Origin of the sequence: Alloactinosynnema sp. L-07, assembly GCF_900070365.1 — a bacterium.
Lineage (GTDB): Bacteria > Actinomycetota > Actinomycetes > Mycobacteriales > Pseudonocardiaceae > Actinokineospora.
This window is the reverse complement of record NZ_LN850107.1, coordinates 865,533-882,433: the sequence shown is the minus strand read 5'-3', so window position 1 is coordinate 882,433 and position 16,901 is coordinate 865,533. Positions and strand designations below refer to the sequence as shown.

The 16,901-nt window shown below is 70.0% G+C and carries 19 protein-coding genes; 8 read left to right on the top strand and 11 right to left on the bottom strand.

The window, feature by feature from the left end:
* Nucleotides 1–36: 36 nt before the first annotated feature.
* The 5 genes from BN1701_RS04355 to BN1701_RS04335 all read left to right on the top strand — a co-directional run bounded on the left by BN1701_RS04355 (nt 37) and on the right by BN1701_RS04335 (nt 2,999).
* Entirely contained in the window at nt 37–363 is a 327-nt protein-coding gene (locus BN1701_RS04355; protein WP_054055608.1) for a hypothetical protein, read from the top strand.
* Between the two features lie 38 nt (nt 364–401).
* On the top strand, nt 402–851 hold the full coding sequence (gene msrB, locus BN1701_RS04350) for a peptide-methionine (R)-S-oxide reductase MsrB (RefSeq protein WP_054045716.1): 450 nt from the start codon (nt 402–404) through the stop codon (nt 849–851).
* A 105-nt stretch (nt 852–956) separates the two neighbouring features.
* Nucleotides 957–1,847: a TIGR04222 domain-containing membrane protein gene (locus tag BN1701_RS04345; protein ID WP_054045714.1), complete on the top strand. Its 891-nt coding sequence runs from the start codon at nt 957–959 to the stop codon at nt 1,845–1,847.
* A 13-nt stretch (nt 1,848–1,860) separates the two neighbouring features.
* Nucleotides 1,861–2,667 (top strand): DUF692 domain-containing protein, encoded by an 807-nt coding sequence (locus BN1701_RS04340; protein WP_054055607.1) that lies wholly within the window; start codon nt 1,861–1,863, stop codon nt 2,665–2,667.
* Nucleotides 2,664–2,999: a hypothetical protein gene (locus BN1701_RS04335; RefSeq protein WP_054045712.1), complete on the top strand. Its 336-nt coding sequence runs from the start codon at nt 2,664–2,666 to the stop codon at nt 2,997–2,999. The genes BN1701_RS04340 and BN1701_RS04335 overlap by 4 nt, the downstream gene beginning before the upstream one ends.
* A 108-nt stretch (nt 3,000–3,107) precedes the next feature.
* Here BN1701_RS04335 and BN1701_RS04330 read toward each other — a convergent pair whose 3' ends face one another.
* Nucleotides 3,108–3,863: a VOC family protein gene (locus BN1701_RS04330; protein ID WP_054045710.1), complete on the bottom strand. Its 756-nt coding sequence runs from the start codon at nt 3,861–3,863 to the stop codon at nt 3,108–3,110.
* Between the two features lie 229 nt (nt 3,864–4,092).
* On the opposite strand from BN1701_RS04330, the gene BN1701_RS04325 reads away from it, so the two are divergent.
* On the top strand, nt 4,093–7,257 hold the full coding sequence (locus BN1701_RS04325; protein WP_054045709.1) for a S8 family peptidase: 3,165 nt from the start codon (nt 4,093–4,095) through the stop codon (nt 7,255–7,257).
* A 1-nt stretch (nt 7,258) separates the two neighbouring features.
* On the opposite strand, the gene BN1701_RS04320 is transcribed toward BN1701_RS04325, so the two are convergent.
* The 8 genes from BN1701_RS04320 to BN1701_RS04285 all read right to left on the bottom strand — a co-directional run bounded on the left by BN1701_RS04320 (nt 7,259) and on the right by BN1701_RS04285 (nt 13,599).
* Nucleotides 7,259–8,197 carry a CoA transferase gene (locus BN1701_RS04320; RefSeq protein WP_231949480.1) on the bottom strand — a complete coding sequence of 313 codons (939 nt, stop codon included), beginning with the start codon at nt 8,195–8,197 and terminating at the stop codon, nt 7,259–7,261.
* A gap of 353 nt (nt 8,198–8,550) precedes the next feature.
* Nucleotides 8,551–9,105, bottom strand: a complete 555-nt coding sequence (cyaB, locus tag BN1701_RS04315; protein WP_054045705.1) for a class IV adenylate cyclase — start codon at nt 9,103–9,105, stop codon at nt 8,551–8,553.
* Nucleotides 9,086–10,057: an aldo/keto reductase gene (locus BN1701_RS04310; RefSeq protein ID WP_054045703.1), complete on the bottom strand. Its 972-nt coding sequence runs from the start codon at nt 10,055–10,057 to the stop codon at nt 9,086–9,088. Before BN1701_RS04310 ends, cyaB begins: the two co-directional genes overlap by 20 nt.
* Before the next feature lie 120 nt (nt 10,058–10,177).
* Nucleotides 10,178–12,316: a radical SAM protein gene (locus tag BN1701_RS04305; protein ID WP_231949479.1), complete on the bottom strand. Its 2,139-nt coding sequence runs from the start codon at nt 12,314–12,316 to the stop codon at nt 10,178–10,180.
* 42 nt (nt 12,317–12,358) lie between these two features.
* A complete protein-coding gene (locus tag BN1701_RS04300; RefSeq protein ID WP_054045701.1) occupies nt 12,359–12,658 on the bottom strand; it encodes a hypothetical protein in 300 nt (99 codons plus the stop codon).
* Nucleotides 12,655–12,948, bottom strand: a complete 294-nt coding sequence (locus tag BN1701_RS04295) for a hypothetical protein (protein ID WP_054045699.1) — start codon at nt 12,946–12,948, stop codon at nt 12,655–12,657. Before BN1701_RS04295 ends, BN1701_RS04300 begins: the two co-directional genes overlap by 4 nt.
* A gap of 163 nt (nt 12,949–13,111) precedes the next feature.
* Nucleotides 13,112–13,369: a hypothetical protein gene (locus tag BN1701_RS04290; protein WP_054045698.1), complete on the bottom strand. Its 258-nt coding sequence runs from the start codon at nt 13,367–13,369 to the stop codon at nt 13,112–13,114.
* Nucleotides 13,366–13,599: a hypothetical protein gene (locus tag BN1701_RS04285; RefSeq protein WP_054045696.1), complete on the bottom strand. Its 234-nt coding sequence runs from the start codon at nt 13,597–13,599 to the stop codon at nt 13,366–13,368. The genes BN1701_RS04290 and BN1701_RS04285 overlap by 4 nt, the downstream gene beginning before the upstream one ends.
* A gap of 267 nt (nt 13,600–13,866) precedes the next feature.
* Here BN1701_RS04285 and BN1701_RS04280 point away from each other — a divergent pair, with 267 nt between their 5' ends.
* Nucleotides 13,867–15,102: a helix-turn-helix domain-containing protein gene (locus BN1701_RS04280; protein ID WP_231949478.1), complete on the top strand. Its 1,236-nt coding sequence runs from the start codon at nt 13,867–13,869 to the stop codon at nt 15,100–15,102.
* Nucleotides 15,103–15,113: 11 nt separating this feature from the next.
* Complete coding sequence (locus tag BN1701_RS04275) at nt 15,114–15,770, top strand: YdcF family protein (protein WP_054055604.1); 657 nt, start codon at nt 15,114–15,116, stop codon at nt 15,768–15,770.
* A 2-nt stretch (nt 15,771–15,772) separates the two neighbouring features.
* Here the strand turns inward: BN1701_RS04275 and BN1701_RS36755 are convergent, their stop codons facing one another.
* Nucleotides 15,773–16,201, bottom strand: a complete 429-nt coding sequence (locus BN1701_RS36755) for a hypothetical protein (RefSeq protein ID WP_054045694.1) — start codon at nt 16,199–16,201, stop codon at nt 15,773–15,775.
* Nucleotides 16,198–16,890, bottom strand: a complete 693-nt coding sequence (gene hemQ / locus BN1701_RS04265) for a hydrogen peroxide-dependent heme synthase (protein WP_054045692.1) — start codon at nt 16,888–16,890, stop codon at nt 16,198–16,200. The genes BN1701_RS36755 and hemQ overlap by 4 nt, the downstream gene beginning before the upstream one ends.
* Nucleotides 16,891–16,901: the final 11 nt, after the last annotated feature.

Below are 16,901 nucleotides of genomic sequence, written 5' to 3'. Positions count from 1 at the left end.
TACCGTGGACATATGGTCGCGACCGGTTCCTTCGGCATGCCCGATGATGACCCGCGCCCTCCGACGCCACCGGCCCCGCAGCCGGGCCCGCAGGGCCGATTCGCCGACGACCTGATCGGTTTGGACCCCGACGACCCCGAGGCCAGGGCGTTCGCCGAGCACCTCGACCGGGTCCAGCGGGTGCGCCCCGGCTTCACCGTCGAGGGCTACATCGGCGGCGTCGGCGACTTCGCCGACGCGGCCAACCGGCTCGGCGGACACCGCAGGCTCACCGCGGGCATCCTGGTCGCGCTGATCATGCTCGGGGTCATCATCGCCGTGTGGGACACGCTGGTGTTCATCCTCACCACGCTGTTCGCCTGAGCGCCCAACCGCACCAGAGAAGTCAGGAGCGATTTCCGGTGAAACCCGTTGTCGGCGCGACCCCTAGGGTCGTCAAGTCCGAACAGGAATGGCGCGCGCAACTGGACCCGCGCGAGTTCGCGGTGCTGCGCAAGGCCGGGACCGAGCCCGCGTGGACCGGCGAGTACACCGAAACCAAGACCGTCGGGGTCTACCGGTGCCGGGCCTGCGGCGCCGAGCTGTTCCGCAGCGACACCAAGTTCGAGTCGCACTGCGGCTGGCCGTCGTTCTTCTCGCCGCTGGCGGGCGAGAGCGTCATCCTGCGGGAGGACCGCGAGTTCGGCATGGTGCGCACCGAGGTCCTGTGCGGCAGCTGCCACAGCCACCTCGGCCACGTCTTCGAGGGCGAGGGCTACCCGACCCCGACCGACCAGCGCTACTGCATCAACTCGATCTCGCTGACGCTGGTCCCGGACGAGGACACCTCAAGTCCGGCTCAAGAAGCCTAAATCTCACCCACGGCTTGCCTAAATCTTGGTCAAGCCTGCTTGTGCGCGCGGTCACACACCCAGAACCATCTGCCTTGTCAGGGTGACTGACGAAGGGGGTGGGCAATGAACGAGCCGTGGGGACTCTCGGGACCTGAGTTCCTGAGGATCTATCTGGTCGTGTTCTTCTTCGCCCTGTTGTTCGCGTTGGCGGTACGGATCATGGTCCGTACGGGATCCGCCGACACGCGGCCGACAGGCGGGACGATCCGGCCTGGTCAGCTCTCGATGCACGAGCTGGCGTACCTGGCGGGCGGCGCGCGGCGCGTCGTGGAGACGGCCATCGCCAGGTTGATCGACCAGGGCAGGATCCGGCCGAGCCGCAAGGGATCGGTGAGCGTGGTCGAGGGGTCCACGTCCGCCGATCCCGTCGACATGGCCGTCCTGTCGGATGTCAAGCGGTACGGGGACCGCGCGATTCACTTGCTCGTCGACAAGGTCAGCAGGGTTGACGCCGTCACCGGCGTCGGGGATTCCCTGGTGCGCAAGGGGTTGCTGGTCGGCGAGGCGGCGGCGCGGGCACGATGGGGTGCCCTGCCGCTGGCTGTGCTCTTCGTAGTGGGCGCGGCGCGGTGGATCAACGGGATATCCGACGGACGGCCGATCGGCTGGCTGTCGCTGGCGCTGCTGGCGACCGGCCTGGCCATGGTTCTGGTGTACCGCATGCCGGTGCCGACCCGGACCTACGCGGGGGAACGCGTGCTCCGCGAGGCCAAGCCGAACGGCCGCAGGGTGCCCAGTGAAGAAGCGGCGTTGCTGGGTGCGGCCGGCGTCGTCGGGATCGTGGCGTTCAGCGGTCTTGGCGCCCACCCGGACGAGGAGATCAACACCGCGATGGCGTCACATCGGTCCAGCCACGACGGCGGTTCCTCGTCGTCGGGTGGCGACGGCGGCGGTGGCAGCAGCAGCAGCTGTGGCGGTGGCTGCGGTGGCGGTGGCGGTGGCTGCGGGGGATGAGACAGTGGGTGGCGTGGGTGAGCTCGGGGTAGGCATCGGCTGGCGGTCGGAGATAGATCTGACCGTCGAGCGGATGCCGGGGGTCGACTTCGTCGAGGTGGTCGCGGAGAACGTGCACCACGACAACCTCCCGGAGTCGCTGCGGATCCTTCGGGACCGCGGGATCCCCGTCCTCCCCCACGCCGTCTCGCTGTCGCTGGGCGGCGCCGACCCGGTCGACGGCGCCCGGATCGACCATCTCGCGGCGGTGGCCGACGCGCTGGACGCGCCGCTGGCCAGCGACCATGTGTGTTTCGTGCGCGCGGGCGGCCTCGACTCTGGTCATCTGATGCCGGTCCCCCGCACCCGCGACGCACTGGACGTGCTGGTGGCCAACGTCAAGACGGCTCAAGCGGCGCTGGGGGTGCCGCTGGCGCTGGAGAACATCGCCGCGCTGATCGAATGGCCCGCGGCGGAGCTGACCGAGGCGCGGTTCCTCACCGAGCTGGTCGAGCGGACCGGCTGCCTGCTGCTGATCGACGTGGCGAACATGTGGGCCAACGCGCTCAACCTCGGCCAGGACCCAACCCTGCTGCTCGACGGACTGCCGCTGGACCAGGTGGCGTATGTGCACGTCGCGGGCGGGATGGAGACGGACGGGGTCTATCACGACACCCACGCGCACCCGGTGCCGCCTGGCGTGCTCGACCTACTGCGTGAGCTGTGCACCCGGGTCCGGCCGCCGGGGGTGCTGCTCGAACGCGACGACTTCTACCCGACCGACGCGGCACTGAAGGCCGAACTCGACGCGATCCGCGCGGTACTAGCGGAGACAGCGTGAGCGAACCCCGTGACCGTCTCGCCGCCGCCCAGGCGGACCTGCTGCGGGCGGTGCTGGCGGACGGGCCCATTCCTTCGGGATTCGACGAACGGGCGGTGCGCGTCGAGGCGGCGGCGCTGCTGGCGAAACGGCGTCGGGTGGTCGCGCGGCTGATTCCGGAGACGGCGGGCGACCTGGGCGACCGCTATCGCCCCTTATTCGACGAGTACGCGCGCATTCACCCCCGTCTGGAGGGCACCCGCTACCGAGACGATGCCGCACAATTCGAACAATGGGCGACCGCCCAAGGAATGTTGGCCGCACCCAAGCGCCGCTGGTGGCGCCGCGGCTGACCCGTCAGACCCCGACCGGGGCAACCGGCTCAGCCGGTGGTCGGACCGCCGGGTGGCGCCGACGCGCATCGGCACCACCCGGCGACACCCGGGCACCGTCCTGGCGCGTTACCGCGCGGGCACGTCGGCGATCAACTTGAAGATCGCGCCTTGGTCGTCGGCGACGGTGGCCATCCGGCCGAACGGCGTCGACTCCGGCGCGTCGATGACCCTGCCGCCGAGTTCCTCGACCAAGGCGGCCGCGGCGTCGGTGTCGGCGACGTTGAAGTACGTCCCCCACGAACCGACACCGGACGCGCCCATGCCGCCGACCGCGTCGCCGCCCTCGGTGAGCGAGAACGTGACGTAGGACAACGGGCCGCCGACCTCGTCGTAGCTGTATCCGAAGACCTTGGCGTAGAAGTCTTTGGCCGCCTCAAGGTCGCCGCTGAGGTGTTCGTTCCAGCTCAGCGAACCCGGCTCGTTGGTCAGTTGCACGCCGTAGTGCGTGCCCGCCTCCCACACGCCGAACATGGCCCCGGTCGGGTCGACGGCGATGAACATCCTGCCGAACTCCATGATGTCCATCGGGTCCACGACGATCTGTCCGCCCGCGCCCTTGACCTTCGCGGCATCGCCGTCGAGGTCGGCCGATGCCAGGTAGGTCGTCCACGCGGTGGGCTGGCTCGGGTCCTGCAGCGGACCGAACCCGGCGACGACCTTGCCGTCGAGGAACGCCTGCCCGTACCCGCCGACCTCCTCGCCGCCGACCTGGATATCCCACCCGAACAGGCCGGTGTAGAAGGAGACCGCTCGCTCGACGTCGGTGCCCAGGTCGACCCAGCACGGAGTACCCGCGGGCCACGGGTTGTCGCGGAAGACCATGACGAACCTCCTTTACTCGGGATCGGGCTGCCACGCTAACCCCGAACGGCCCAGCCCGCACGAACGATCACGGCCATTCGAGTGAACGTCCCGAGTCAAGATCATCTTCCTTGCGCCGCCCCCCGTTGATCATTACCTTCGGAAGAACTGGGGGTTGGATTCTGGGGATTTCCCTTGTTCGCCCTCATGTCCTGTTCTTTTTGCGGATTAGTGGGGGCTGACGCCACAGATGAAACGGACATTCTCCTTCCTCACCGCCCTGGGGCTGGTGCTCGCGGGCACCGCTCCAGCGCAAGCCGAACCAACCAAGACCGCCACACCGACCAAATCCCGTTCGGTCACGCTGATCACCGGCGACCGGGTGGTCGTCCCCGACGGCGGCCGGGCACCATCCTTGATTCCCGGCAAAGGCCGGGAACGAATTCAGTTCCGAACCCAGAAGACCGGCGGTCACCTGACCGTCATTCCCGCCGACGCCATGAGTCTCGTCGCCGACGGCACGCTCGACCGGCGCCTGTTCGACGTCACCGGCCTGCTCGACGCCGGGTACGACGACACCCGCGCCGACCTGCCGCTGATCATCACCGGGCAGGCGCCGACCGGGATGCGGACCATGCGGGAACTGCCCGCGGCCAAGGCCCGAGCGGTGAGCGCGGACAAGTCCGCGCTGGCGAGCGGATGGCAGACCCTCACGCGCGGCGGGAAGGTCTGGCTCGATGGCAAGCGCAAGGCGACGCTCGACCGCAGCGCGGCCCAGATCGGCGCGCCGCAGGCGTGGCAGGCCGGGCTGACCGGCGCGGGCGTCAAGGTGGCGGTGCTCGACACCGGTGTCGACCAGACCCATCCCGACCTGGCCGCGCGCGAGGTCGGCGAGCGCAACTTCACCGACAGCGCCGACGCGGTCGACCGGGTCGGCCACGGCACGCATGTCGGCTCGATCATCGCCGGTGGCGGCGCGAAGTACCGCGGCGTCGCCGACGGCGCGCGACTGCTCGACGGCAAGGTGCTCAACGACCAGGGCTACGGCCTGGACTCGTGGATCATCGCGGGGATGGAGTGGGCGGTCGAGCAGGGCGCCGACATCGTCAACCTGAGCCTGGGCGGCGAGGACACCCCGGACATCGATCCGGTGGAAGCGGCGCTGAACCGGCTCTCCGCCGAGCACGGCACCCTGTTCGTGGTGGCGGCGGGCAACTCGGGCCCGTCGGCGAGTTCGGTCGGCTCCCCCGGCAGCGCGGACGCGGCGCTCACCGTCGGCTCGGTCGAGCGGGACGACTCGGTGTCGTTCTTCTCCAGCCGGGGCCCGCGGATCGGCGACAGCGCGGTCAAGCCGGACGTCACCGCGCCGGGCTCGGAGATCGCCGCGGCCAAGGCGGCCGAGGGTGTCATCGGCAACCCCGTCGAACCCGGCTACGTGGCGCTGTCCGGAACGTCCATGGCCACCCCGCACGTCGCGGGCGCCGCGGCGCTGCTCGCCCAGAAGAATCCACAGTGGACTGGCGCCCGAATCAAGGCGGCGCTCACCGCGTCCGCGCGGCCCACGGCTGGGGCAGGCGCCTTCGACCAGGGGTCCGGCCGGATCGACGTGCCGAAGGCCCTGGCGCAGAACATCGTCACCGAGCCGACCTCGGTCAGCCTCGGGCTGCAGCAGTGGCCGCACGACGACGACCAGCCGGTGACCAAAGACCTCGCCTACCGCAACGACAGCGACCAGGCGGTCACCTTCGACCTGACGCTCGACGTCGCCGACCCGCAGGGCAAGCCCGCGCCCGCCGGGATGTTCACGTTGTCGCAGAACAGGATCGAGGTCCCCGCGGGCGGGACGGCGACCATCCGCGTCACGGCCGACACCCGGATGGGCACGGTTGACGGCGTCTACTCCGGCTCGCTGACGGCCAAGGCGGGCGAGGTCGCGGTCCGTACGCCCGTCGCGGTGAACCGTGAGGTCGAGAGCTACCAGCTCAAGATCACCTACCTCGGTCCGGACGGCAAGCCGAGCAACTCGGTGGGCGGCCTGCTCGTCGGCATGGACAGCGGTACCGTCGACTTCCTGCGCCCGGTCGACGGCGTGTTCACCAAGCGCGTGCCCAAGGGCAAGTACCTGATCGACAGCTTCATCTCCGACGACGCGAGTGCGCACCACCTGGTGCACCTGGGCGTCGACCTGACCAAGGACACCGAGGTCGTGGCCGACGCCAGGGCCACCAAGCCGCTGCAGATCACCCCGCCGGTCGAGGCGACGCCGACGCTGGCGTCGGAGGAGTACGTGATCAAGACAGCGCACGGCTTCGTCGGGATCGGCGTCATCAGCTCGGATCCACGCCGCGTGCACACCGGCCAGGTGGGCCCGGCGATGCCTACCGACCAGCTGACCTGGACCGTCAACACCAGTTGGGAGACGACCGACGCGTTCTACGGCCTGGCCTGGTCGCAGGGCGGATCGATCCCGACCGGCTGGGTCAAGCAGGTGCGGCAGCAGGACCTCGCCACCGTGCGCACCGAGGTGGGCCGGGCGGCGGGTGACCACGAGGCCGTCGAGCGGTTGGTGTTTCCGAGGCCGACCTCGGGCGAGGGCGGCGGGTGGGCCAGGGTCCGGCGGACGACGATCCCCACGACGATCACCGAGCACCTCACCACTGACGGCATGCGCTGGTCGGGCGAAATCTTGATGACCACCCCGGACCCCATGCGAATCGACGGTGCCTACACCTCGCCGTGGCGGGACTACCGCGCGAACCGCACGTACCAGGAAAGGATGAACGTCGGGATCTACGGACCGGCGATGCCGGACACCGGCTACTCGCCGGGCATCCGGTACGAGAATAGGCTGGGTTTCCGGATCAGCCTGTTCGGCGACGGCGGGGGCAACTCGGGATACATGATCACCGAGTCGGCCAACACCACTCTGTACCGCGACGGCGTGAAGATCGGTGAGAGCGACGTCCCGGGCTACGGTGAGTTCGAGGTGCCCGCTGAGCGGGGCCGCTACCGGCTCACCACCGACGTGGTCCGGCCCGCCCGGTACGACGTCAGCACCAAGATGTCGGCGGCGTGGACCTTCGAGTCCGCGAAGGGCGACACGACGGTGCCACTGTCGACGGTGCGGTTCCACGCCAACCTGGACGCGACCAACAGCGCGCCCGGCGGTCGGGCGTTCGCGTTGCCGGTGACGCTGCAGCGGGAGAACGGGTCGACCGCGATCCCCCGTGGACTGTCGGTCGACGTGTCCTTCGACGAGGGCGCGACCTGGCGCAAGGCGACGGTCGTGGCCAACTCGGTGGTGCTGCTGCACCACCCGGCGGGCGCGAAGTCGGTGTCGCTGCGGGCCAAGGCGTCCGACGGCCGCGGCGGCACGGTCGAGCAGACGATCGTGCGGGCCTACAAGCTGAAGTAGGTCACCACCAGGCCGCCGGGTCGCTGCCGGGAGTACGGGGACCATGCCCGTACCCCGGCGGCGATCCGGGCAGCCCACCTGGACACCGCACGTGCCTAACAACGCCGAAATCACTGTCCATATCAGACAGATACGGATCGGCGAAACCTGGAACCTCCACCGATTCCACCCGGCCGAGGTCATCGAACCAGCGCGCCGTCCTGGCCAACGAGAGTCGCACGTGCCAGGTCCCGCCCTCGACGGCCCGACGGCGCAACGCGGTCATGACAGCGGCCGCGGCAAGCCAGCCGGTGGCGTGGTCAAGCGCTTGCGCGGGCAGCGAGACCAGCCGATCCCCTGAGTCCTGGGCGATGCCGGTGGCGAGTTGGACCAGGCTGTCGAACCCGCGCCGATTCCGCCACGGTCCACTGTGGCCATAGGCGGAGATACTCACCAGGATGACGCCGGGCGGCAGGTCGGCGGGCCCGAACCCCTTGGCCGCCAAGGTATCCGGCCGAAACGACTGCACCATGACATCGGCGTCGGCGAGCAGACCGCGCAGAGTGGCCCGGTTCTCCTCGGCCCGCAGATCGAGATGGCACGTCCGCTTGCCAAACCCGTGGTCCACCACCAGCGGAAACACCGTCGGCAACCGCGCGGCGCCAACGTGCAGGACATCGGCACCATGGGCGGCGAGAACCCGCCCGCAGGCGGGGCCCGCGATGACGTGGGTGAGGTCAAGCACCCGGACACCCGCCAACGGCCGATCAGCGGGCGGCAACGGACGCGCGGGCGCGTCACCGATCCGCTCGATGGCCATGAGCGGCTCAGCGGCCACGGCCTTGCCTTGCGGATGAACCCGCCACTCGTCGGCGGACCGCAAGCAGGCAGCGGCACCCCCGGCCGCCACCACCGCCTCCGCGACTTCCGCCGCAGGCCACCGCGCGACCTCCGCGGCCACCACCGCCCTTCCCGCCGAGTTACCGACAGCCGCCCAAGAACCGAGATCGCCTGACGCCACGTCGATATTCTGCCCCAGCGAGCCCGCGCCCTTTCAACTGACGCCGGAGCCGTCTTACGCCCGCACCGCCGAGACGTTGACGTAGTTGTCCCACGGACTTGCTGTTGGGTCGTCCGTCTCAGGCTCTGGCACAGCTGCCATACGGACCTGTCGCTTTGCCTGGTTCGTTCCCTACCCAACACGGTCAACGTTGTGGCTGACCGGTGTGCGGTCCTGGTTCAGCTCGGGCAACATGCGGGGGACCACTCGTTCGAGTGGTCCCCCGCATCTGGGGCTTCGCCAGTGCGGCTGTGTCAGTGCTGGCGGCCGAGGAGGATGTGCGGGTAGCCCCGGTTGATCGGCTCGCCGAGTGGCACGCCGACGGAGGCGATGAACTGCGCCAGTCGCTCGGTGGCGTCCTCGACGGTGGCGGCGTCGGCCTTGTACTCGAACTCGACGAAGTGTCCTGCGCCGATGACGTGGTCGAACACGATCTCGATCTCGGGCAGCTTCCACTCCTCGCGGGTCTTGTCGACGGTGACCAGCGGCTTGAAGTCGAGTGCTTCGAGGAGGCGGCGGATGGCTTCGACGTCGTCGACCTTGGTCTCGTACTCGTCTGCGTGGGTCTTGATCAGCTCGTTGATCGGGTGCCAGCGCTTGAAGTTGACCGACGAGCCGCGGGCCTCGGTGCGCACCCGCAGCCACTCTGAGATCGCTTCGGGGGCGGTGAAGTCGCGGTGCGGGGCGTTGAAGTAGGCGTCGATCTGGTGGGTCGCCTCGGAGGGCTTGGCGCCGAGTGCTTCGAGCTTGGCCTTGAGTGCGGTCGGGTCGGGCAGGGCGAACTTCTTCTCAACCTCGATGTACTGCACGGGCGGGCGTCCTCTCGTCGTGTGTGTCGGGGTGGAGCAGTGCGGTGATCTCGACGACCTCGTCCGGGTGGAGCGGGGTGTCCAGGCTGGTGAGGGTGGTGGTGATCTGGTCGGCGTCGCGGAAGCCGACCAGCACGGCGGCGTCGGGCGCGTGCCGCAGCGCGTAGCCCAGGGCGATGCGGGCCAGCGCGGCCGGGCTGGTGCCGAACCGGCCGCGCAGCGGGGCCAGCCGCCGGTCGATCTCGGCGAGGGCGGTGGGCTGGAAGTCGCGGTCGCGGCTGCGGTGATCGGCGGGGCTGAACCCCCGGGGTGAGCGGTTCGGGTCGCGCAGGATCAGGCCCTGGCCGAGGGCCTGCTTGATGAGCACGCCGACCTGGTGGTGGCGTGCGAAGGTGAAGATGTCGGTCTCCTGCGCGGGGTAGCGGGGGCTGAGCAGGTTGTATCGCACGGTCATGACATCGGGCCGGACCTGGTCGAACAGCCGTAACCAGCGGCCGGTCTCTGCGGCCCGCGGTCCGGTGCCGTCCGCCCATTCAAGGGCGAAGGTGTGGGGTGCGCACAGCCCGATCGCGTCGATCATGCCCTGCTCGCGCAGCTCCCGCAGCGCGGCGACCGCCCCCGGCAGGTACTCGTCGTCGGGGCCGAAGTCGGTACTGTGCAGGAAATACAGGTTCAGGTGGTCGGTGCCGAGGTTGTCCAGGGTGGTGTCGAACTGGCGGCGGATCTGCTCAGGCTGATACGGGTGCCGTGCGGTCCCGGCGAAGTAGCCGACCTTGCTCGACAGCACCAGCCCGTCCCGCCCGATGTCGCGGACGAGTCGGCCGAGCAGCCGCTCGGACCGGCCAAGGCCGTAGACGTCGGCGGTGTCGAACAGCGTCACCCCGAGCTCGTGGGCGCGGAGGAGCCCGGCGTAGGCCTGGTCGGGGTCGACGTCGTCCCAGCCGATCGGCACACCGCCGTTGGTGGCGGGGCCGCCGATAATCCAGCAGCCCGCCCCCGAAGGCGGAGACCTCGCGGTCGAGACCGTGCAGGAACCGGCGCTGCATCAGGTGATCCCTCCTGGTCGTGGTGGTCAGGTTCCGCACGGGTCCGCCACGTTGATCAGCCGCCACCCGTCGGTCGCGGTCCAGCGGTCGTGCTCGCGGCGCAGGGTGTCGCGGTGCCGATCGGGCAGACTCTCACCGACCGAACCGAGTGCCGCGTCCAGGTCGGCGCGCAGCTCGGCGAGCAGCCGGTCGGCCAGGCCAGAGCACTGGTCGTTGAGTTCGTCGGCCCGCTCCGGTGCGGTGTCGGCAGTCGTGGCAGCGTCGATCATCCCGCCGAGCAGCCGGTACCCGGCGGTCTTGATGGTGCGCCGCAGGTCGCGGACCAGGCCGTAGGGTTCGCCGTCGAGGACCTTCTCCAGGCTCTTGAGGGTGTAGTCCAGGGCGAAGTTGCGGTCGATCCACAGCTGCGCCCAGTGCGAGGCCACCCCGATGCGCCAGTCAGCGAACCGGGCCTGCACCCGCCCCATCGACGGGTCGGCGTCCCCGGTCAACCCGGCGGCCTCGGCCTTGCGGGTGTAGGCGGCGTTGATCAGGCACTCCATCGACACCAGCATGTAGGAGATGCCGGTGTAGAACGGCTTGCCGGTGGTGTGGGCGGCGACCCAGTGCTCGTCGCGGACCCCGTCGATGATCTCGTCCACGCTCAACCCAGGTTGCGGGCGCAGCAGCAGGTCGGTGCGGCCCTGGAAGGCGTATGTCTGCTGCAACTCGTCGAGGGTCATCAGCTGGTCGAACGTGATGTAGGTGAACCTCGGCGGCACGCCGAGCGCGGTCAGGGTGCGGATGGCCAGGGCGTTCTGGGTGCCGGTGGTCTCCTTGTTGAACCGGTCCAGGATCGAGGTCACCCCGGACTCCACCCCGAACAGGCACCTGCGCAGACCGCGTTCCACCAGGTCTCGCCACAGGTGCGCCCGCTCGATGTGCCAGTCCCGATCGAGGTCCAGGCGCACGGCCTGGTCGACCCGACACGAGGTTTCCCACGCGAACCCGGCCTCGTGCAACGTGTCCGCGACCGCCAGCGCCCGGGAGACCGCGTCGTCGCCGCGGCCGATGAACTCCTCGTCCACCAGGTACAGCGTCCGGCTGACCTGTGGGTGCCGGTCGACCACCGCGCCGATCTCCCGCAGCACCCACGGCAGGGCGTCCGGTTCCGCTCCGGCCCACTGTCCTTTGTGGCCGCGTGGGCAGAACGAGCAGTAGTTCGTGCACCCGCGGCTGGATTCGAGCTGGGCGACCCCGCCGCAGGCGAACGTGCGGTCCAGCAGGTCCAGCTCCGGCCACATGTCGGTCTGCGCCCGGTTGGCCACCACCGGCGTGCGCCGGGGCCCGATCGACATCGTGCCCTCCCCTCGCGCGGCCCCGGCGTAACCGGCACCGCGGATGTGCTGCACCGCCATGTCGTCGTGCCAGTGCCCGAGCACGTCGGCGATCGTCGGCTCACCGGCCCCACGGCCGATGATCAGCTGCGGGTACCGCTCCAGCAGGATCCGCTCGTTGCGCACCGTCAGGCTGCCCCCGGCGACCAGCAGCGGCGGCTCCGGCATCGCGGTGAGCTCATCGAGCAGGCGGGTCATCAGGTCGTGCTGGCCGAAGGTGGCCGAGATCCCGACGATGTCGACCTCGCCGCCGGTTGCCCGGGCCACGACATCGTCGAGGAGCACACCGAGCTGCATGTCCAGCAGCTCCACCTGGCCCAGCAGCGTGGAGCGGGCCGCCCGTGCCAGATCGGAGATCGCCAACGGGAACCGGGGCAGCGGGAAGTTCTCCGGGTGGTACAGCGAGGCCAGCAGCAACCGGGGCCGCGCCAGCCGGTGCCTGCCCTCGGCGGTGATCTCCGCCCGCGACAGCCAACTGTCCGGGTCGCTGATGACGAGATTGGCCTCGGCCCAGCCCGGCCAAACCCGGGTGCCGTGCGGCTGACCGGACAGGTCCGCCGCCGTCCACGTCCCGCCTGATTCGTGCTCGATGAGCACCAGCCGCCGGTCCAGCGTCCCGGTCACCACGACCGTTCTCCCGTCCACGCACTCCCGCAGCGCGGCGTCGACCTTGTCGGGCTGCGTGAGCGGCACCTTCCACACCGCAGCGGCCACTGTGGGCATGTCGCCGGTCGCGTGAGCGATGGCCTGGACAAGCAGATCACGTTGGGACAAGCGCAAATCGCGCATCGAATCCTCCTGACTGTCGATGTTGGACGGTTGGTGCGCCGTTCAGTGCCCGAGAGGACCCGCGTCGTGCGGGACCTGGGGCGAGGTGAATTCGTGTCGGCCGATCTCGGCGCGGGTGTCGGTGGGGAAGGCGGGGAACAGTGCCGCCATGGCCAGCAGGCAGCAGTCCGGGCACAGCAGCTCCGGCACCGACGGCCGCAGCTCCCACAGGTCGTCCACTGGCAGCCCGCACAGCCCGGCCCGGCCGCTGCCTGGCCACACGACGTGCGCGCGGCCGGCGTAGAAGGTGCTGTTCCCCCGGTTGGTGCCCCACCACACCGGCTGCTCGATCGCGCTGGTCATCGCAGGTCACCGGCTTGCTGTCCACGACGGACGTGTTCGGTGTTGAACGAGAGCAGCAACCGCGTCCCGGGCAGGCTCAAGCCGACCGGCCGCACCGCCAAGTCGCTGCCCGGCTTAGGCAACTGATGCTGGAGATAGCCGTCGCGGGCGAGGACGAGCAGCGCCGCGAACACCTCCGGTGGCAGGTCGACGTGGTCGCGGCGCCGCAGCACCGTCCGGTCGGAGACGATCAGCTCACGGGCCGCCAGCCGCAGCGCTGTGTACCGGCCAGGGGTGTAGTCCAGGCTCACCGTCGCCCACCCCTTCCGGGATAGCCGACCTTGAGCACGTGCCCGTGCACGCATTCGTAGTAGCCGCAGACGATCCGGTACTGGTGGCAACAGTGGTTGCCAACCGGGAACGTCAACGCCGGACGGGCCACACGCGGCCGGGTCGCCGCTCGTCGAGCACTCATCAGCGAGGTGTCCTGTTCGATCGCGGGTCCCGGGAGGACGCGGGGACGCGGAGGATCGGCTGGGTGCGCCAGCCGACGGAGGCGTAGGGGGCGACCCGGAGCCCGGCCTGGACGGGCGAATGCGAACGACGCGGGAACCGCACGGTGGGCTGGTCGAGGAAGATCAGCTCGGTGTCCGGTTCCGGCACCGCGACCGGCTGGGCCGGGTGCCGCCACCAGCGCGGGCGCCACCGCCGGGCCGCGCGGACGGCCCTCACGACGCGACCCGGCCAGGGACTGGCCGCAGCCGGTAGGGCTCCGCCGGGCCGGGCAGCGCTCGCCGGTTGCGGTCACGGATCTCGTCCACTCGGCAGCGCAGGTCCGCCGCCCGGCAACGCGCCAGCCTGCGGCGGGTGCACCAGACGTTGATCGCCCACCCGACCAGCACCGGCGCGACCGCGCAGCCGACGATCACCGCCACCGCCAGGACCAGCCCCCACCCGGTCATGACCGGCCCCGGCCAGGGTTGAAACCTGCCGTGCCGACCGGTCGGGGTACGCCCGACACGGCAGGAGCCAGTGCTGATATCTCATGCGTCCGCTTGACCATGGGCATGGTCGCTCCCCAGTTCGCTCACACGCCTGCGTGGGACGATCTCCTCGTGACGTCCTATGTCACGGGGAGTGCTTGATTCAGGACGCTAGGTGCGGCGAATGTGGTGAACCGGGAGGATTTCTCTGGGTTCGTCGCGGCCGGAGCTGGAAGGTTGAACCTCATGCGAGGGATGACCGACGACATGACCATCGGCGAACGCGTCGCGTTCTACCGGCAGCGACGCGGGCTGACCCAGGCCGTGCTGGCCGGGCTGGTCGCGCGCACCGAGGACTGGCTGCGCAAGGTCGAGCACGACGTGCTCCCCGTCGACCGTCTCTCCGTGCTGCGCCGACTGTCCGCCGCGCTGGACATCTCCCTTGGCGACCTGATCGGCGAACCTGTCCTCCTGGCCTGGGCCGATGAGTCAGGCCGCCGAACCGTGCCCGCGCTGCGGGTCGCGCTGATGGACCACCGCCAGTTCCTCACCGGCCCGCGCGAAGGCGAACCGGCCCGGCTGGACGTCCTCGCGGCCGAGATCGCCGCCCAGTGGGACGACTACCAGAACTCCCGCTACGCCCGGCTCACCCAGCGGCTCCCGTTGCTGATCACCGACGTTCAGGCCGCCTGCCAGCAGTACGGAACCAGCAGCGACGACGGCTTGAGCGCCCACGCGCTGGCCGCCAGCGCCCACCAGGTCGCCACCGCGTTCCTCACCAAGCTCGGCGAGGCCGACCTCGCCGCGATCTCCGCCACCCGCGGCCTGTCCGCCGCCAACACCAGCGGCGACAACCTGATGATCGCCTCCCTCTACCGCTCCGTCGCCCACGCACTGGTCTCCATCGGAGAGTTCGAGCAGGCCGTCGCGCTCATCCGCGCCGCCGCCGAACACCTCGAACCCGGCCTCGGCGACGCCACCCCCGAGTACCTGTCGGTCTACGGGATGCTGCACCTGGTCGGCGCGGTCGCCTCATCGCGGCGCGAGGACCGCTCCGACACCACGACCTTCCTGTCCGAGGCGGACATTGCCGCCACCCGGATCGGGCACGACGCCAACCACCTGTGGACGGCGTTCGGCCCCACCAACGTCAACATCCACCGCGTCACCGCCGCGATGGAGCTCGGCGACGTCCAGATCGCCGTCGACCTCGGCCCCCGCGTCGACACACGGGCACTACCTGTCGAGCGCCGCGTCCGACATGCCATCGAGACCGCGCGGGCGTTCGTGCGCTGGAACCGCGCCGACGACGCCCTCGGGCTGCTCCTCGGCGCCGAGCAGTACGCGCCTGAGCAGGTCCGCTACCACCGGCTCTCCCGCGTGCTGGTCCGCGAGATGATCCGCCACCCTCGACCGGCGGACCGGGCGATCGAACTCGCGCACCGGATGGGCGTACACGGCACCGACCCTCGCCAGCCGTAACCTTGCCGGTCATGGCTACCACCGAACTGCTGCCCCAACTGCGGAACGACGTCGAGACCCTGTGGGCCTACCACGACATGGGCCACCAGACTCGCCGCTGCGATCTCGGCATCGGCCTGGGCTCCCACGACCTCGGCGTCGCCATCCACACCGCGCAGCTCTACCAGCAGGGCCTGTTCGAGCGGATCGTGTTCACCGGCGCCAACGCCCCCACCACCATCGAACGCTTCCCCCGCGGCGAAGCCGTCCACTACCGCGAGCACGCCATCGAACTCGGCGTCCCCGCCGACGCGATCCTCATCGAGACCAAGGCGACCAACACCAGCCAGAACCTCACCAACACCCGCGCCGTCCTCGCCGACGCGGGCATCCACCCGGACTCCGTCATGCTGATCTCCCGGCCCTACCAACAGCGACGCGCCTACGCGACCTGCCGCAAGGTCTGGCCCGAAGTCGAGGTCATCTGCTCATCACGGCCGCTGCCTCTCGACGATTACATCGGCTCGATCGGCGACGTCGACCGCGTCATCAACATGCTCGTCGGCGACACCCAGCGCATCACCGAGTACGCCCGCCTCGGCTTCGCCATCGAGCAGGACGTGCCCGAGCAAGTGCACGCCGCCTACCAGCGGCTCGCCGACGCGGGCTTCACCAGCCGCCTGATCTAGCACTAGCCAGGCGCCCGCTCGCCGTGGCTTGGCGCGGCAAGTTCAACACGCACAGACTCAATCGGGGCAACAGCTACAGCGTCCTCATCGTCCGGGCCGGCTAGAAACTCGTGGCGTGGGGTGGCGGGGAGATTGGCGATGGCCGTGAGTGCGGCGGCTTCGTGGTGTGGGTAGTTGCAGTGCAGCCGCACCCAGCCGTCGGCGGCCTTGTAGTCCCCCGACAGCGGCGACCACAGGTCCCCTGTCGACTCCCCGTCGATCAGCAAGTGGCGTTCGCTGCGGAACGCCGCCATCGCGTGGGCCGGGTCGACCGACACCGGGCCGGGGTCCGTCCCCCTGGCCCGCAGCAGTTCCGCCGCGGCCAAAGTCGCCTGTTCGACACACCAGGTGGCGGCGTCGGCGACCCGGTACGGGCCCGGGACGTAGGTCAAGGCAGGTTGGCGACGAGTTCGGCGGCCGGGACGCGGGTGCCCGTGTAGAACGGGATCTCCTCACGCACGTGCAGGCGGGCCTCGGTCTTGCGCATGTGGTGCATCAGGTCGACGATCCGGTGCAGTTCGTCGGCCTCGAAAGCGAGCATCCACTCGTAGTCGCCCAGGGCGAACGAGGCGACGGTGTTGGCGCGCACGTCCGGGTAGTCGCGGGCGGCCATACCGTGATCGGCGAGCATCTTGCGCCGCTGGTCGTCGGGCAGCAGGTACCAGTCGTACGAGCGCACGAACGGGTAAACGCAGACGTACTTGCGCGGCTCCTCCCCGGCGAGGAACGCGGGGATGTGGCTGCGGTTGAACTCGGCGGGCCGGTGCAGCGCGACCTGGCTCCAGACCGGGGTCGACGCGCGGCCGACGGCGGTGCGGCGGAAGCCGGTGTAGGCGGCCTGGACCTGCTCGATCTCCTCGGCGTGCCACCAGATCATATAGTCGGCGTCGGCGCGCAGGCCCGCGACGTCGTAGACCCCGCGCACCTCGACTCCCTTGCCCGACAGGGCGTCGAGGTAGTCGCTCGCCTCGGTCGCGGCCGGGCCGCGGTCCTCCGGCAGGCGGCCGGGCTCGATCCGGAACACCGACCACATGGTGTAGCGGATGGTGTCGTTGAGTTCGTTGTAGTTCAGGCGGGCCATACCGTCCATCG

What these genes read in the sequence shown, in the direction of transcription:
- BN1701_RS04285 (WP_054045696.1), bottom strand. Translation starts at nt 13,599, where the DNA reads ATGACCGGGTGGGGGCTGGTCCTGGCGGTGGCGGTGATCGTCGGCTGC.
- BN1701_RS04275 (WP_054055604.1), top strand. Translation starts at nt 15,114, where the DNA reads ATGGCTACCACCGAACTGCTGCCCCAACTGCGGAACGACGTCGAGACC.
- BN1701_RS04330 (WP_054045710.1), bottom strand. Translation starts at nt 3,863, where the DNA reads ATGGTCTTCCGCGACAACCCGTGGCCCGCGGGTACTCCGTGCTGGGTC.
- BN1701_RS04345 (WP_054045714.1), top strand. Translation starts at nt 957, where the DNA reads ATGAACGAGCCGTGGGGACTCTCGGGACCTGAGTTCCTGAGGATCTAT.
- BN1701_RS04300 (WP_054045701.1), bottom strand. Translation starts at nt 12,658, where the DNA reads ATGACCAGCGCGATCGAGCAGCCGGTGTGGTGGGGCACCAACCGGGGG.
- BN1701_RS04280 (WP_231949478.1), top strand. Translation starts at nt 13,867, where the DNA reads ATGCGAGGGATGACCGACGACATGACCATCGGCGAACGCGTCGCGTTC.
- BN1701_RS04325 (WP_054045709.1), top strand. Translation starts at nt 4,093, where the DNA reads ATGAAACGGACATTCTCCTTCCTCACCGCCCTGGGGCTGGTGCTCGCG.
- BN1701_RS04305 (WP_231949479.1), bottom strand. Translation starts at nt 12,316, where the DNA reads ATGCGCGATTTGCGCTTGTCCCAACGTGATCTGCTTGTCCAGGCCATC.
- hemQ (WP_054045692.1), bottom strand. Translation starts at nt 16,890, where the DNA reads ATGGCCCGCCTGAACTACAACGAACTCAACGACACCATCCGCTACACC.
- BN1701_RS04355 (WP_054055608.1), top strand. Translation starts at nt 37, where the DNA reads ATGCCCGATGATGACCCGCGCCCTCCGACGCCACCGGCCCCGCAGCCG.